Origin of the sequence: Kitasatospora herbaricolor (assembly GCF_030813695.1) — a bacterium.
Classification (GTDB): domain Bacteria; phylum Actinomycetota; class Actinomycetes; order Streptomycetales; family Streptomycetaceae; genus Kitasatospora; species Kitasatospora herbaricolor.
Genome location: NZ_JAUSVA010000002.1, coordinates 1,465,892 through 1,481,244 on the forward strand (window position 1 = coordinate 1,465,892; position 15,353 = coordinate 1,481,244).

At 72.4% G+C, this 15,353-nt stretch carries 9 protein-coding genes; 6 read left to right on the top strand and 3 right to left on the bottom strand.

Annotation, left to right across the window (positions count from 1 at the left end):
• Positions 1–129: 129 nt before the first annotated feature.
• Complete coding sequence (locus tag J2S46_RS06750; protein ID WP_191294060.1) at positions 130–537, top strand: hypothetical protein; 408 nt, start codon at positions 130–132, stop codon at positions 535–537.
• A gap of 773 nt (positions 538–1,310) precedes the next feature.
• On the opposite strand, the gene J2S46_RS06755 is transcribed toward J2S46_RS06750, so the two are convergent.
• Entirely contained in the window at positions 1,311–2,201 is an 891-nt protein-coding gene (locus tag J2S46_RS06755) for a hypothetical protein (RefSeq protein WP_191294059.1), read from the bottom strand.
• A 410-nt stretch (positions 2,202–2,611) separates the two neighbouring features.
• Between J2S46_RS06755 and J2S46_RS06760 the strand changes: the two genes are divergently transcribed.
• Positions 2,612–4,282: a hypothetical protein gene (locus tag J2S46_RS06760; protein WP_191294058.1), complete on the top strand. Its 1,671-nt coding sequence runs from the start codon at positions 2,612–2,614 to the stop codon at positions 4,280–4,282.
• A 79-nt stretch (positions 4,283–4,361) separates the two neighbouring features.
• Here the strand turns inward: J2S46_RS06760 and J2S46_RS06765 are convergent, their stop codons facing one another.
• A complete protein-coding gene (locus J2S46_RS06765; RefSeq protein WP_191294057.1) occupies positions 4,362–5,783 on the bottom strand; it encodes a hypothetical protein in 1,422 nt (473 codons plus the stop codon).
• Between the two features lie 398 nt (positions 5,784–6,181).
• On the opposite strand from J2S46_RS06765, the gene J2S46_RS06770 reads away from it, so the two are divergent.
• On the top strand, positions 6,182–7,750 hold the full coding sequence (locus tag J2S46_RS06770) for a sigma-70 family RNA polymerase sigma factor (RefSeq protein ID WP_191294056.1): 1,569 nt from the start codon (positions 6,182–6,184) through the stop codon (positions 7,748–7,750).
• Between the two features lie 262 nt (positions 7,751–8,012).
• The gene (locus J2S46_RS06775) at positions 8,013–8,501 is read left to right on the top strand and encodes an ATP-binding protein (protein ID WP_229913332.1); all 489 of its coding nucleotides are present in this window, start codon (positions 8,013–8,015) and stop codon (positions 8,499–8,501) included.
• Between the two features lie 226 nt (positions 8,502–8,727).
• Here J2S46_RS06775 and J2S46_RS06780 read toward each other — a convergent pair whose 3' ends face one another.
• Positions 8,728–11,622, bottom strand: coding sequence for an ATP-binding protein (locus J2S46_RS06780; RefSeq protein ID WP_307349071.1), 2,895 nt, complete (start codon positions 11,620–11,622; stop codon positions 8,728–8,730).
• A gap of 327 nt (positions 11,623–11,949) precedes the next feature.
• Here J2S46_RS06780 and J2S46_RS06785 point away from each other — a divergent pair, with 327 nt between their 5' ends.
• Both J2S46_RS06785 and J2S46_RS06790 read left to right on the top strand, forming a co-directional pair.
• Positions 11,950–12,366 (top strand): recombinase family protein, encoded by a 417-nt coding sequence (locus tag J2S46_RS06785; protein ID WP_191294812.1) that lies wholly within the window; start codon positions 11,950–11,952, stop codon positions 12,364–12,366.
• Positions 12,367–13,258: 892 nt separating this feature from the next.
• The gene (locus J2S46_RS06790) at positions 13,259–15,352 is read left to right on the top strand and encodes a right-handed parallel beta-helix repeat-containing protein (protein WP_307349076.1); all 2,094 of its coding nucleotides are present in this window, start codon (positions 13,259–13,261) and stop codon (positions 15,350–15,352) included.
• The last annotated feature ends 1 nt before the right edge of the window (position 15,353 follow it).

Below are 15,353 nucleotides of genomic sequence, written 5' to 3' on the forward strand. Positions count from 1 at the left end.
TTGCCGACTTCGGGTGCTCCTGCCGTGGATTCGGCCTGCTCACGGACGTTCCCTGAAGGCGGAGGCGGAAAGCCGACTGCCGGTGTTCCCGGATCAGCCGCCTCGGAACTTCATCGAGGAGGCCACGTCATGGGTTTCGACACCACCCGAAACGACATCGCGGGTGCGGCGATATATCTGCGCTGCTACCCGCACGACAGCTGGCAGATGGCGGCTCATCTTGATGCGCTGCGGCACATGGCAAGGCGGCTCGCGCTGCCCGAACCCACGGTTCACCTCGACAACGGCCGCCGCTCCCGCGGGCCGCTACCGGCGTTGGAGCGACTGGTCCACCTGGTGAACGCCGGCTTCTACCGGTTTCTGCTGGTCACCGGACCGTTCGCCTTCTCCCTGAACGACACCGAGGCCCGCTCCATCGTCCGGCAGCTCACCGAAACCGGCTGCCGGGTTCTGGAGCTTCCGTCGCCCCGCGCAGCATTCTCCCGCACGGTCACGGTCGGGCGCGGTGAACAGTGCGCTCCGACCGGAGGAGGCTGACGCCGACAGCCGGCTCCGGCGGCTCCGTCGGGCCGCAACCCCGCGGGGCGGCGTCCCTGTTGAGCCGAGTCCGATCGAGGGCCGGGCGGGTCACCCCGGTGGGCGGTGAAGGTGGGGTAGGTGGCGGTGACGTGTCGGTGGTCGAGGAGTTCGAGCCGGCCCGGCGGGGCCCAGTGGCGGCCGTCGATCCTGCGGCGCCGGCCAGGGTCGGCCCGCCGCGAGGGTGGAGGACCCGCCGAACACGGCGGGCTGTGGTCATTGGTTCGGCCGGCGTGTTGATTCGGACCAGCGCCGCCGAGGGAGCGCCTCGCACCATTCCAGCGAGCGGACCGGCGAGCCCGCAGCTCACCCTGCTGGCGCAACTGAGCGAATCAGGCGGGCAGCAGGCGCGAAGACTCGCACCTCGGAGCGGCCACCGGCAGGCTCCCTCGACCCGTTCGGCCATCCCTACGGGGATGGCCCTGCCGGTTGATTCCGACAGCCTGTGAACTGAGCCTGTGAACTGACATGGGCCAGGTCGACCCCGGCCTCCGGGCAGGCCCCGGGAACGAGAGGAACCGCGTGCGGCAGGAGCAGCGCGGCACCACCGGCCGCCACCGGACCGGCAGGCCTCCACCGGGGCAGGCGCCGTCCCGGCGGGCTACCCGGAGGTCGCCGACCGCCACGCCCCGTGCGGGCGCCGGCCCGTGGCAGCCGGCGCCCGCACGGTGCTGACCCTCGGCGACCTCCGGACCTGCACCGGTTGCTTCAGCCACCGCCTCGGACGCCCGCGGCTACTCCGTGGTGGCCACGGCCGGCTCGCACGGGGCGGTGGGCTTGGTGGTGGGGGTCGGCGTGGGATTGGAGGGGGTGGAGGTAGGAGTGGGGTCCGGGGTCTCGTCCTCCGGCCCCTTGAAGCCGCCCATCATGACAGTCCCGGTCGAGTCGTGGACGCTCCGCAGTGCGCCGGGACAGGCCGAGGACTTCTGGGCATAGTCACCCATGGACCCGGTCAGGGCGCCGTTGTTCGCCGTGGGATTGCCGAACTTCACCTTGTAGTACGGCCAGGTGGTCGCGTTGCACGGCGGCATCTTCGGCCCCGTGTAGCGCTCGACCCAGGAGACGTCCGAGGTCGAGATCTTCCGGGCCGCCGCACCGACGCTCCACTGGCCGACGACCGTGGACGCCCCGGTGTCGGTGTCGATCACCTTGCCGGTCAGCTGGGTGCCGGACTCCACCACCTGAAGCCGATAGGTGTGCCCGAGAGCGCCCTTGATGGTGGTCTTGCACGAGACACCGTCCGAACTGCCGTCCGCGCCGCCGTGGCAGTTGGCGTGACCGGTGGCCGAGTCACCCCGGAACGAACTGAAGATGACCCGGAACTGACGGGCGCCCTGGGAGTCCTCGGGCTGCGGCTGCATACCGATGTATCCGCCCGCACCACCGCCCGTAAAGCCGAACTGGTTTCCGAAATAGAACATGTTCTGCGACCTGGCCGCGTCGATCCGCTGATAGAAACTCAGCTCGGTGACGCCGTCCTTGGCGCCCTGGACCGACCAGGACATGGCGGGCGTCGACGCGAGCGCCGCGCTCGGGCCCCAGAACATCATCGCCGATCCGCCGGCCAGACCGACCATGCCCAGTATTCCGACGATCTTCCGGCCCCGACGTGTGTGCTTGCCCATGAGTTGGCGTTCCTGTTCCTGCTGGGTGCGCGGCCCCGCCTGCGGCTGCAGGCCTTGCACGGTAGGGGTTCTGGACCTCATCGAAGTGAGGGGAGCACCAGGGCGGGTGCGGTCGTCACGGCTCACCGCCACCGGCGCGGCAGTGGCCCGAAGGCGCCCTCGGGCCACTGCGACTTCGGCCACACCGTAATTCGGGCCGCCTGAACCGGACAATGCCCTTAAGGCTCGGATAAGGGAGCGCTCATTTCCCGCTTCGTTTCGCCCGGCGCAACTCGGAAGCGATGCCTGCTAGTTTCGAGACCTCACCCCGAAGTCGCCCTCCGCAACACGGAGGGCATTTCCGGCATCGGACAAAATCACCCGACGGCCCCCGGCTCCTTCCCCAGCCGTCGCCGGCAAGGGAGCCTTGGATGACCGACCAGCCCGGTCCCGCCGTACCGTCCGACAGGGCGCTGGCCGCCCGCATTCGCGGCGGCCACCTCCGCGACCGAAGTGCCTTTCCGGCGAAGCAGCATGACGAGCGATCAGCCCTGGCCGAACTGCACCGGCGCCACCACCACGCCGTACTGGCCTACGCGCGCGGCTACGCCGCCGGGACGGACGCGGTACGGGACCTGGCCGCCGAGGCCTTCGACGACACCGTCACCGCCGTCCGGGCCGGCCGGGGGCCGACCGGGTGGTGGCGGATCCCGCTGGCGGCGGCCGTCGAACGGACGGCGGCCCGCTGGGACGGCGGCCCGCGCCGCTCGTCGCTGCATGCCGACGTCCGGAGCCGGAACGACCTCGGGCGGCCCGCGGCGCTGCCGGAACCGAAGCCCGGCACCGGCCACCGTCCGTCGGCGCAGGGCTTCCTGGTACTCGCCGAGGAGTCCCAGACCGTGCTCTGGCTGCGACTGGTCGACGAACTGCCGCCCGAGGAGGTCGCGCTGGTCCTCGGTGTCGACCCGGAGCAGGTGGCCCCGCTGACGGCTCGCGCGCTCGAACTGCTCCAGGCGGCCTGCCTGCGGGCCTACTGCGCCCGGCACAGCGAGGACGACTGCCGTCACTACGGCCGGCTGCTGGTCGTGGCCGTCCGCAGTCCCGACCGCACGGCGCACGGCCTTGGGCAGCACCTCGACGCGTGCCCGTCCTGCCGGTCCCTCCTCGGCGACCTGCGACGGATCGACTCAGCGCCGGGCGAGGTGATCCGCGCGGCGGTCATGCCCGGGGCGGTGACCGGCGACGGACCGGGTGCAGGCGCAGCGGCGGGCCCTGTTCTCCGGGATCCGGGCACGCCTCGGGTTCCCGGCGCGGCCGCGGTGAAGCACCGCCCCCGGTGGACCAGTTGGCCGGCGGCAGCGGGCTGCTCCACCGCGGTGGCGGCGGTCGCGGCGGTCTGCGGGATCGTCCTGGCGCCCGCCCACCAGGCGGGTGGCGCAGCCGCGGAGGCGCCGTGGAAACCGGCCGCCGCGCCCGGTACGACGGCCGGGCGGACCCTCGTCCCGGGCGTGGTCACCCCGACGGCACCCGCGACGACCGCCCGACCCTCCGCACCACCGGGCCGGCCGTCCGTCACGCCACCGGCCGCAGCGGCGCCCGGGGACCCCGCGCCGCCCTCGCCGGCCGCCGGCCGCCCAGCAGTCACCGCCCCGGCCACGGCGAGCACGCCTTCGCCGCAGGAGTCCACGGCGGAGCCGGCCGACGCCGGCCTGCTCAACGGGGATGTCGAAACCGGTGTACCGGCCCCGTGGCGCGCCTACAACTCCGTACGGGCCGACACCTCGACCCCTCGGACCGGCACCTTCGCGCTGCGCCTGGGCGCCCACCCGTCAGGGGCCGAGCAGGACCTCCCGGTGGCGCCCAACACCACCTACCGGCTCAGCGGCTGGACCGTCGTCACGGCGGACGGCGACCTCGCCACCATCGGCGTCAAGAACTACGGCGGACCGGAACTCCGCGACCCGGTGGGGGCGACCACGTACACCTACCGTGCGATCGAGTTCACCACCGGCCCCGCCGCCTCCCGCGCCACCGTGTACTGCTTCAAGGTGTCCGGCACCGCGCCCGCCTACTGCGACGACCTGGCGGTGGTACGGCTGTGAGCCACCCGCCGGCGGGACGCGGTGAGGTCGCGGCCCGGGCTGGGCCGTCGGGTACGGCGGTCGCCCGGGCCGCGAAGGATCAGCGCCCGCGCCGGCGGGAGCGGCGCCTGGTCAGGAGGACGATGACCGTCGCTCCGGCGGCGACGAGGGCCGCGCCGGTCACGGCCGGGCCGGTGGCCGACGCGCCGGTGGCGGCAAGGGAGCGGTCCTCGGCCCGGCTGCTGGACGCGGCGGGTTCGGGGGCGACCGTGGATCCGATCACCGCCCGGTCGTCCGCCTGTTGGGTGCTCGGGGCGGGCGCGGGCGCGGGCACCGGCCGGTCCGTGGTCCGGGAGGGGGCGGGTCCGGTCGGGACCGGGGTGGGGGCCGCCGTGGTGGCCGTCCCGGGGCCGGAGCCGAGCTGGACCCGGACCTCGGCACCGGCCGCGGTGACCTGGGAGACGTCCACGGACACCTTGGCGGAGGAGTCGGAGATCGGGGTGCCGGCGACGAACGAACCGACGACCGCCTTGCTGTCGTGTCCGACGTTGCTGATCAGGACGGCCTGGTTGTAACGGCCCTCGGGAACGCGGTAGACGTTCACGCCCTGGGCGACGTCGAGATCCGGGGTGGCGGAGTCGGGGGTGCGGTACTCGACGACGATGCGGTCGCCGCCGGTGCCCAGTGGCAGATCGATCGCGCGCACACCCGAGGTCCCGGCGGCGTGCAGCGGAGTGAGGTGGACGCTGCCGGTGGCAGCGGGTGTGGTCACCTGCTGGGTGGTCAGCCACTTCAGGGAAAGCAGCTCGGGCGCGGTCAGGCCCTTCTTCTCGCCGCCTCCGCCCATGGGGGTGCGATTGCTGTAGCCGTCGTCGGTGCAGGCGGTGAAGCTGCCGGCCGTGCACGTCTGGCGCTTCTGGTGGGCGAACCCGAGGTTGTGACCGAACTCGTGGACGATGGCGGCCTTGTCGGCGACGGCGCCCTCGTGGAACCAGCTCACCGGCCCGGGCGCGCTGGCCAGTCCCCACCAGTCGCCGCAGTACTTCGAGTTCAGGACGATCGAGACGTGGTCGTAGTCCAGGTCGGGGATCGTCTTGCGGGCGAGTTCGGCGATCTTGCCGGTCTCGCAGGCCGCGGAGTCGTCCATGTCGAGGGCGAAGGGTCCGAAGACCCCGTCGCCCTTGGCCGGGACGACACTCATCCGGCCGCCCGAGTTCTCCTTGTAGTAGGTGGCGAGGGAGTCGGCCGGGCCGAAGAAGTTGCGCACCGCCTGGTCGTGCGCCCGCTGGGGGTCGGCCAGGGAGAGGTTGCGGAAGTTGACGAGGACGACGGCGTGCCGGTCGACCTGGGACGGGGCCGGCTCGGCCGCCGCGGCAGGGGTGAGAACGGTGGTCGCGGAGAGTGTCAGGGCTCCGGCCGCGGCAAGCAGCGGGGCTGCCCCGCGGGACGTCCTGCGCGGCCTACGAGCTGGTCCGGCCGAGGGGGCCGCAGTGGCATGCGTGGTGGACGGGACGGGTGTCATGGGGAGTTCTCCTTGCAGGCTCGGACCGGCGTCGCGAGCGACGGCCGGCCCCTTTCGTGGTACGGGCCGATCTGTCATCGCCTCACCTCGTGACGGCCCGAGGGGCCCGATCGCGCTCGAGGCGGCTCGGTGCCCGCGGGCCATCCGCCCTCGCCCGCCGGTCGGCGTGAGCCGCCTGTGCAGGCGCGTGCGGAGATTTGACGGCATTTCAGCCACTTTGTGTCATGGGCCGCGCTGTCCGGCTAGGCTCCCGCCGTAGCCGCAGGTAAGCGGTTCCACCTCCTGAAGTCCCCTCGCCCCCGATGGTCCCGGTGCGTGATCGGTTCGTTATGAACCGTCCCGCCCCTGCCGGGATCCGGGACCACGCGACGGCCCACGCACCCAGACAGGGCACAGCCATGACGACCTCCGCCCCCACCGCGCCCGACACCGGCGACAGCCGGTCGGACAGCCGGCTCACGGCACTCATACGGGACGATCCGCACTCCACCGGCACCGCCAGAACAGCGGCCATCGAGACCCTCTACGACCGGCATCACAGCGGGACACTGCGGTACGCGCGCACCTTCACCCGCGACGCCCACACCGCGCAGGACCTGGCAGCGGAGGCCTTCGTGAACACGGTTCGCGCCGTCGACGCCGGCAAGGGCCCGACCGATTCGTGGCGCCCGTACCTCCTGGGCGCGGTCCAGAACGCGGCGTTCGCCTGGGGCCGCACCGAGCGGCGGGTCCACCTGCAGGACGCCGAGGCACTGGAGCAGTGGCACCGCCCCTCGCCCGACTCCCCCGGGACGGGTCTCGACGGCGATCCGGCGGGCATCGTCCTGCGGCACGAGGAGCACAGCCTCGTGGCCCACAGTTTCCGGTCCCTCCCGCACCGTTGGCAGTCCGTCCTCTGGCTGCGCCTGGTCGACGAGGTGCCGGCCGGCCAGGTCGCCACCGTCCTCGGGATCGCGCCCTCCGGCGTCTCCTCACTCCTGGACCGCGCGGTGGAGGGACTTCGCAAGGCCTACCTGCAGGCCCACGTGCAGCGGCGGGAGGACAGCGAATGCGTCCACTACGGAGGCCAACTGGGCGAGACCGCACGCAGATCCTCCCGGCCCCACGGTGCGCTCCGGCGTCACCTGGCCGAATGCACCCACTGCCGTACCGCCCTCGCGCACCTCCGGGGCATCAACTCCCGCCTGGGCGCGATGCTGCCGATCGCGTTCGCCCCTCCCGGGGCCTCCCACCTTTTCACGGACACGGCCCAGGCGGTGCTGCCGGCCAAAGCCCTCAAAGCCACTGCCCTCACCGGCAAATGGGCTGCGGCAACGGTCGGTGGTGTCGGTGCACTGACCGCCGCCGCCCTGATCGTCGCCGTCCTGCCCGGCCACCGTGGGCCGGCGGGAGGCCAGCAGCCCCAGGGCGGACGGCCGCCCGCCCCGAGCCGGGACGGCACCCCCGCGCCCGCCGTCAGCACGGTCGTTCCCGCGCTCCCCTCCACCACCCCCTCGCCCTCGCCCTCCACGGCGCGGGCGTCGCGGAGCAGCGCGCCCCCGCCCGCCTCCGTGGAGCAGTCGATCGTCGATCCCGACTTCGAAGCGGCCGGCGCGTCCCCGTGGCGACTCACCGCCGGGGCCTCCGTCGTCCCCGCCCATCCGCACGCCGGTCAGCACGCGGTGCGGCTGACCTCGCCGGCGTCACGCGTGGAACAGACGGTCGACGTGGTGCCGGGGAGTACGTACAAGCTCTCGGGCCATGCGGCGGTGGCGGCCGGTGGTGACAGCGTCGCCCTGGGTGCGCGGAGGGACGGCGGCCCCGACGCGCAAGTAGTCCTCAAGTCCGTCGACCTGTACGCCTGGGGAGCGGTGTCGTTCACCACCGACGCGCGCACGACCCGCCTGACCGTCTACTGCGCGCCGCTGGAGATCAGCGGCCCCGCCTACTGCGACGACTTCGCCCTGAAACGGGTGGGCGAGGGCTGAGTGCCGGAAAGGCTCCGGTGCCGCACGGCGACGGGTCGGTGCCGTCGCGGTGACGGTGCTCCACGCCGGCAGTGCCGTACACGCGGTCAAGCGGCCGACTACGTGGTCCTCCACCTACTCATCCCGTACGACCGGAGCCTTCCGTTATCCCGCCGTGACCTCTCCGGTGGCCGTTCGATCTTCGTCCGCAGGCCTCATGGAGGGAGAGCAAGGGGGACGGAACAGACATCCCGACCGGGACATCGGTAGAGGAGACCTTCCCATGGACGCCATCGCCACCAGCCCCACCGGAGCACTCGACGCCCCGGCGGACAGCATGACGGGCTCCACCGTCCCACTCCTCCCGGAGCCCGGCGCCGAGGCACGACCCGTACGGAGCGAAGCCGTCTGGATACTCCCCCACCACCCCGCGTCGGCAGGCGACGCCCGACGCATCACCCGCGCCGCCCTCGACGCCTGGGGCGTCGACGAGGACACCACCGACCAGGCCCTGCTCGTCGTCTCCGAACTCGTCACCAACGCCGTCGAACACGCCTGCCCCCCGATCGCCCTCCACCTCGACCGCCCCACCCCAGGCGACGCCCTGCACATCGAGGTCGACGACGGCGGCCCCGCCACCCGGGACGGCGCCTGGACGGCCAGCTGCGCGCCCGACGAACACGGCCGCGGCAACGACATCGTCGCCCGGCTGGCCACCGCACACGGCCGCCGGCCCGGCGACCACGGCATCACCTACTGGGCCGACCTGTGAGCCGCCCGAACGCCACCGCGGTCCGCAACCGCCTACGGCGACTGGCCTGGCGTCTGTGCAACCCCTCCGGCCTGGTCGTCCCCCGGCGTTCCCGGCCACCTCGCCCCGCACGCCGGTGAGCGGGGGACTCCAGGCGCCCCGGAGCCCTTGCGGTGCCCCGCACCGCGTCGTCCGCTGCCGTCCGACAGGGCCAGGAGGAAGGGCCGCCGACCGTTCCGAACGGCCCTCAGGGCCGTTCGGTGGTGATGATCTCGTCGCGGGTGGTGCGGAGTTTCCTGAGGGTGTTGGCGACGTGTTGTTCGACGGTGCGGGGTGAGATGGCGAGGGCCTGGGCGATGTCGTTGTTGGTGGCGCCGGTGGCGAGGAGTCGGGCGACCTGGGTTTCGCGGGGGGAGAGGTGTTCGCCGTAGCTGCGGCGGCCGCGGGGGGTGGGGCGGTTCAGGCCGAGTTCGCGCAGGGCTTGTTGGCAGCGGGCGGCGTCGGCGGTGGCGCCGAGGGCGGTGAAGGTCGTGTTGGCGGCGGTGAGGTGGTCGGCTGCGGTGTGGGGGTCGGTGGGGGCGAGGGCGCGGGCGTGGTGTTCGAGAGCGCGGGCGGCGTCGTAGGGGCGGCCGATGGCGGTGAGGGCGCGGCGGGCGCGGTCGAAGTGGTCGGCGGAAGCGGTCGCATCGCCCTCGTACCCGAGCAGCAGGCCGCGGGCGAGGTGGAGTGCGGCCCGCGCGGCCGGCGCGTCCAGGCCTTCGAGAGCCTGCTCGGCCTCGCCGACCAGGTCCCGGGCGACCTGGTGGTGGCCGCAGATGAGAGCGGCCTGGACGGCTGCGGTCAGAAGATCGGAGGATCGGTTCCAGGCGTAGGTACGGCGCATGGTGTCCAGAGCGGGGAGGACGACAGCCCAGGCATCCTGTGGCAGGCCACGGGCGAGGTGGACCTGGGCGATACCGGCCGCGGCTCGCATTGCCTCCTCCGGCTCGAAGGCCGTTTCCGCGAGGTGTGCGGCTTCGCGCAGCTGGTCCAGGGCGCGGGTCCAGTGCCCGCGGGCGGCGGCCAGGTATCCGCGGTCCACGCAGGTCTGGATCAGGATGGCTACATTGTCGGGGGCCTGGGCGAGGAGGGCGGCGTGGTCCGCCTCCAGGCGGTCCCAACGGCCTGCCTCCCAGTCCAGCCAAAGGAGTTGACCAGCACTGTAGGGCTCAAGGATCCGGGTGGTACCGAGTCGTCGGGCGAGGTCCAGGCTCTCGTGGAGCAGGGTATCGGCGCGTTGGTCGTGCCCGGTCGCGAGAGCGTAGGTGCCGACGTTGAACAGGGCGCGGGCGCTCTGGCGCAGGACTTCGGGGTCGGGGTCGTCGCGGGGCAGTCGGTCGACGAGTTCCCAGACCTGCGGGTCGGTGACCCGGGCCATCAGGCTGAGGAGGGTGGCGTGGACGGCGGCGCGCGCGGCGCGGCTGGCGCTGTCGCGGACGGCGTTCTCGGCGCGCTCCATCCACTGCCGTACCTCCTGCGGGGAGCGTTTCGGGCTGGCCGCGAGGGCGACCATGGCGCGGGCGGCGAGTTCGGGGCGGGTGGCCAGCTCCTCGACGGCCCGTTGCAGCTCGCGTTCGCCTGCCACCACGTCTCCGGCCTGGTTGACCATGAGGAGGCCGAGGGTGAGGCGGATCTCGCCGCGGGCGGCGGTGGGTAGTTGGGGGTCGGTGAGGATGCGGCGCAGGGCGGTGGCGCTGGTGGTGTGGTCGACGGCGTGGACGGCGATGCGGGAGAGGGTGAGGGCGGAGCGGGTGCGCAGGTCGGGTTCCAGGCGGGGTTGGGCGAGGATGTCGTGCAGGAGGGTGGTGGCGGTGCCTTCGTCGCCCAGCGCGGTGGCCTGGTCGGCGGCGGCCTCGGCCTGGCGCAGCCAGGCGGCGGTGTCGCCGAGGGCGCGGGTGTGGTGGGCGATCTGGACCAGGGGCGGGGACGGTGTCGTCCACAGGATGCGGACGGCGCGTTGGTGGAGGTCGTGCCGGTGGGGGCCGGGGATGTCCTGGTAGACGGCCTGTTGGGCGAGGGCGTGGCGGAAGCCGTAGTGGCCGGGGGCGCTCTCGCGCAGGACGGCGGCCTGCAGGGCCTCGGTGAGGGCGGGGCCGGCCTTGCGGGGGTCGAGGCCGGTGACCTCGGTGAGCAGGTGCTGGCTCGCGGGGACGGCGAGGACGGCGGCGGCCTCCACCATGGCGGCGGCGGGCTCCGACAGGGTCGACATCCGGGCGGTGACCGCCTCGCGCAGGCCCCGGGGGACGGCGGCTTCCGCCAGGGCCGAGACGTCGTTCCCGGAGGGACGATCGGTGCGTGGCTGGTTGTGGTGGGTGCGGTCGGTGAGGGTGAGCAGGTCCTCCTCGACGACGAGCGGCAGGCCGGCGCTGCGTTCGAAGAGGGTGCGGCCCAGGGCGGTGCTGGCGCGGGGGCCGAGGACGGCGGCGGCCAGGTCCTGGACGTCGTCCTCGGTGAGGGTGTCGAGGTGGATCTCCGCGCCGCCCGTCCCCGGCGGTCGCCGGTAGGGGGCACCGAGGACGGGGGTGCCGGCGGGCACGTCCTCGCGCCGGTAGGTCAGCACCAGCCCGAGCCGGTTGGGCAGGTCCCGGGCCAGCAGCAGGAGCAGCTCGCGGGTGGCCTCGTCCGCCCAGTGCAGGTCCTCGATCACCAGCACCAGCGGACCCACCGCGTCCAGCACGGAGCGCACCGCACCCATGAGCTGGAAGCGTCCGGCCCGCGGGTCCTCCGGCGGCGCCGGCGGCGGCGGAAGGTGTGCGGCGAGGGCGGGCAGCAGCGGGGCCAGCGCCCCCGCCTGCGGGTTGAGCCGCTCGGGCGGCGGCAGCCAGTCGGCGGTCCCGCGCAGCGCGTCCAGCACCGGACCGAACGGCAACGGCTCCCGCAGCGGATGGCACAAGCCGGTCACCACCCGCACCCCGCGGCCGGTCAACGCCGCGGTGGCCTCCTGCACCAGACGCGACTTGCCCACACCCGCCTCGCCCTCCACCAGCACCACCGCCGGCGGGACATCCAGCGCCGCAAGCAGCAGATCCAGCTCCCGGCGACGCCCGACCAGCGCGAACCCACGCCCCGTACCGACGCCCTCGGGACCACGGTCCACCACCACAGCCGACCTCCACGAAACCCGCCGGGCCTCCTCACACCCCCGGTTTCAAGCTAGTCCCGGCACCCCTGCCCCGCAACGAGCGGCGGAGACAGCCTGAGCGGACCGCGGCACTGCCCGCGGTGCGGCCACCACCCCGCCAGCCGAATTCTCCACGTACCGATCCCCGTACCGATCCCCTGCACGCCTTACGGTTCTTTACCCCCCGGTGACCTCCGGGAAGGCCCTTCGGGCTGCGCCTGGATGCCCAATAGAAGGGACAAATCCGGCATCCCGAGCGCCATGGAAGCCGGATGCCGCATGTCAGTACAGAGAAAGGTGAAGACTCCAGTGCCCACGACCGACAGCCCGGTGACTCTGCCCCCCGCCGCCTACCTGCGTTACGACCCGGACGACCTCGCGGGCCTGGCAGGCCGCCTGGACGCCCTGCGCGCCTTCGCCGCACGGCTGGGCCTGCCCGACCCGGTCTTCTATCTCGACCACGGCTCCGCCTCCCACGATCCCCGGCCCTACCTCCACCAGTTCGCCCGGGCCGCCCGGCGCGGCTCCCACCACCTGCTGCTCGTGCCCGGACTGTGGGTCTTCTCCCCGGACGACACGCGGGCGCGCCTGACGGTCCGACGGCTGATGGCGATCGGCGGTGTCCGCATCCTGCAGCTCCCTCCGGCGGCGGCGCGACGGGCGGCGGCATCGACACCCGGACCCGCTCGCGATGTGCGAAGGGGAGTGGGCGGCTCCCGTGCCTGAGTACGGCCGCCCACCCCTGCCACCTGACCCCTCGTCCCTCCGGGCGCGCCCCCGGGCAGGAGCGTGGAGCATTTGATCGCCACACCCCTGGATCCGCAGATCATTTGATCATTTGATCCCCTTTTCTTGACTCTGATCAGCGCGGGCACCCACGATGTTCCATGTCCAGCCCGGCCGGAGCCCCGACCGCCCCCTTCCTCCTGCCCCGCCCCCTGCCGTCAGGAGTCTTCGCATGCCCCTCCCCCTCAGCCACCGGCACATCGGCACAACGCGCCGCCACCAGGCCGACCGTGTCCGGCCATCACCTCACCGACCGTGATGCGACGACGACCCCGCGGCGGGAGGGACACCAGCCGCGGCCTTCCCACCGGCGGGCCGACCCCCAGGGGGACGGCCACCCGGGGAACGACGACCGGTGCTTCCCCACCCACCGGGCCTGAACGGCCGGCCGGCGGAGTCCGCGGAGATGCGACCTTCACCCGAGCGAGGAGGAAGTCTCGACCGTCCGGACCTCCGCAGAGGTAATTCCTCGACGAATTCCAAAACCCGCTGTTCCTGTCTCACCGCTCCGGACATCGCCGCCGGCCATCGACCTGCGTGCACATTCATCTCCCGGCTGAACAACGCGTTGCCGATCGGCATCGTGCGCTTCCGCATGCGCTCCGATAAATACATCGGCCGACGACAGTGACCCACCAGAGAATACCTTCCCGTGCAGGCCCGGAATCAATTCCGACCGCCTTCGCCGGATGTATTGACAGCCGACTCGGCAACTCCCAGGATCTGCACACTGCCGAATCACATCCGTCCGGTTCCCCCGACCGCGGACGGCTTATTTTCCTTTCGGCATCGGGCACCACGCTCTCCCCCACCCATTTGTGGAAAGGCCCCGATGAGATCCTTCGGACGCACCACCACCAGCCTGCTGGGCGCCGCCGCCCTGGTAGCGGGCCTGGCCCTCGGCTCCAGCACCACCGCATCCGCCACCGGCACGTCGTACTTCCTCGACTGCTCGGCCGGCACCGCCGGCAGCGGCACCCAGGCCAGCCCCTGGAACTCCTTGAGCAGCGCCAACGCGCATGTCTTCGGCCCGGGCGACACCCTCAGCCTCAAGGCCGGCACCACCTGCACCGGCACCCTGCAGCCGCAGGGGTCCGGTGCCGCCGGACAGCCGGCCACCATCACCGCCTACGGCAGCGGCACCGCGCCGGTGGTCGACGGAGCGGGCGCGACCGCCGGCGTCCGCCTCGTCGACCAGTCCTACTGGACCGTCCGCGACCTGCACGTCCAGAACGACGCGGGCGACCGCGGACTGCGCGACGGCGTCCTCGTCGAGTCCACCACCACCGCCCACAAGGCCGGCATCGTCATCACCCACCTGGAGGTCTCCGACACCTCCGGCTGGGGCGACAAGACCGGTACCAACGCCTCCTGGTTCTCCGCCTCCGCCGGCATCGTGGTGAAGGTCTCGGGCAGCACGGTCGGCCACTTCGACGGCATCACCATCACCGACAACTACATCCACGACACGGGCGGCGGCGGCATCAAGCTCGCCGGCGACACCAGCACCAAGCACACCGCGGTCTACATCGCCGACAACACCATCGACGAGGCCGGCGGCGACGGCATCGTCGTCCACAACTCGACCTCGCCGCTGGTGGAGCACAACACCGCCACCGACCTGGGCCTCGGCAACTACCCCTTCGTCGCGGGCAACTTCGCGGGCATGTGGCCCTACAACAGCAGCAATCCCACGTTCCAGTACAACACCGTCGGCGGCAGCAAGCCCTCCACCTTCGACGCCACCGCCTGGGACTGCGACATCAGCGTCACCGGCACCTGCACCTACCAGTACAACTACTCGTACGGCAACGCCGGCGGCTTCTACCTCAACTGCGTGTCCGGCTGCGTCTCCAACCCGGGCAGCGCCGGCACCAGCAACACCAACGTCGTACTGCGCTACAACGTCGCCTTCGACGACTGCCGCATGGTGCTCAGCAGCGGAACCCCCGGCACCCACTACATCTACAACAACACCTTCTACTGCCCGTCCCGGCCGGTCGTCGACACGATCGGCAACAACAAGGTGGTGAAGAACAACATCTTCGTCGCCCCCTCCGGCTCGTTCACCACGGGCAGCGGCGTCGTCTTCGACTCCAACCTCTACTACGGCGGCATCGCCGCACCTGCCGGGGACGCCCACGCGGTCACCACCGACCCCAAGCTCACCGGTGACTCGGCGACCAAGGGCCTGCGGCTCAAGTCCGGCTCGCCCGCCCTGGGCAGCGGGACCGTGATCGCCGACAACGGCGGCCTGGACTTCTTCGGCAACGCCGTCTCTGCGACCGGCACCCCCAACCGCGGTGCCTACAACGGCGCCGGTGCCGACGAGGCCCTCCCCATCGAAAACCTCTACAACGAGATCGGCGTCACCGCCGACGACAACGCCACCGCGGGCGGACACGCCTCCGCCACCCTCAGCGGCCGCAGCTTCTCGGGCGACGCGCTGGAGGCCGCGGGCCTGGTCCCCGGCCAGCAGACCACCACCGCCGGAGTGACCTTCACCTGGCACCCGGGGCGCTACGGCACCCCCGACAACGTCCACGCCACCGGGCAGACCGTCGCCGTGAGCGGCACCGGCTCCACCCTCGGCATCGTCGGCTTCGCCACCAGCAACGCCCCCTCGGCCCAGGGCACTCTCCGCTTCTCCGACGGCAGCACCCAGGCCTTCACCCTCGCCCTGACCGACTGGTGGAACAGCAGCGCCACCAACGGCAACACCCTCGTCAAGCAGGTCTCCTACCAGAACCAGCACGACGCCTCCTACAACGACGCCAGCACGCCCCCCTACATCCACACCGCCTCGCTGTGGCTCAACAAGATCTCGCTGCCCGCCGGAAAGCAGCTCACCTCCGTCACCCTCCCCGCCGGGACCGGCACCTCCGGCACCGCACTGCACGTCTTCGCCATGGCCGTCGCACCCTGAC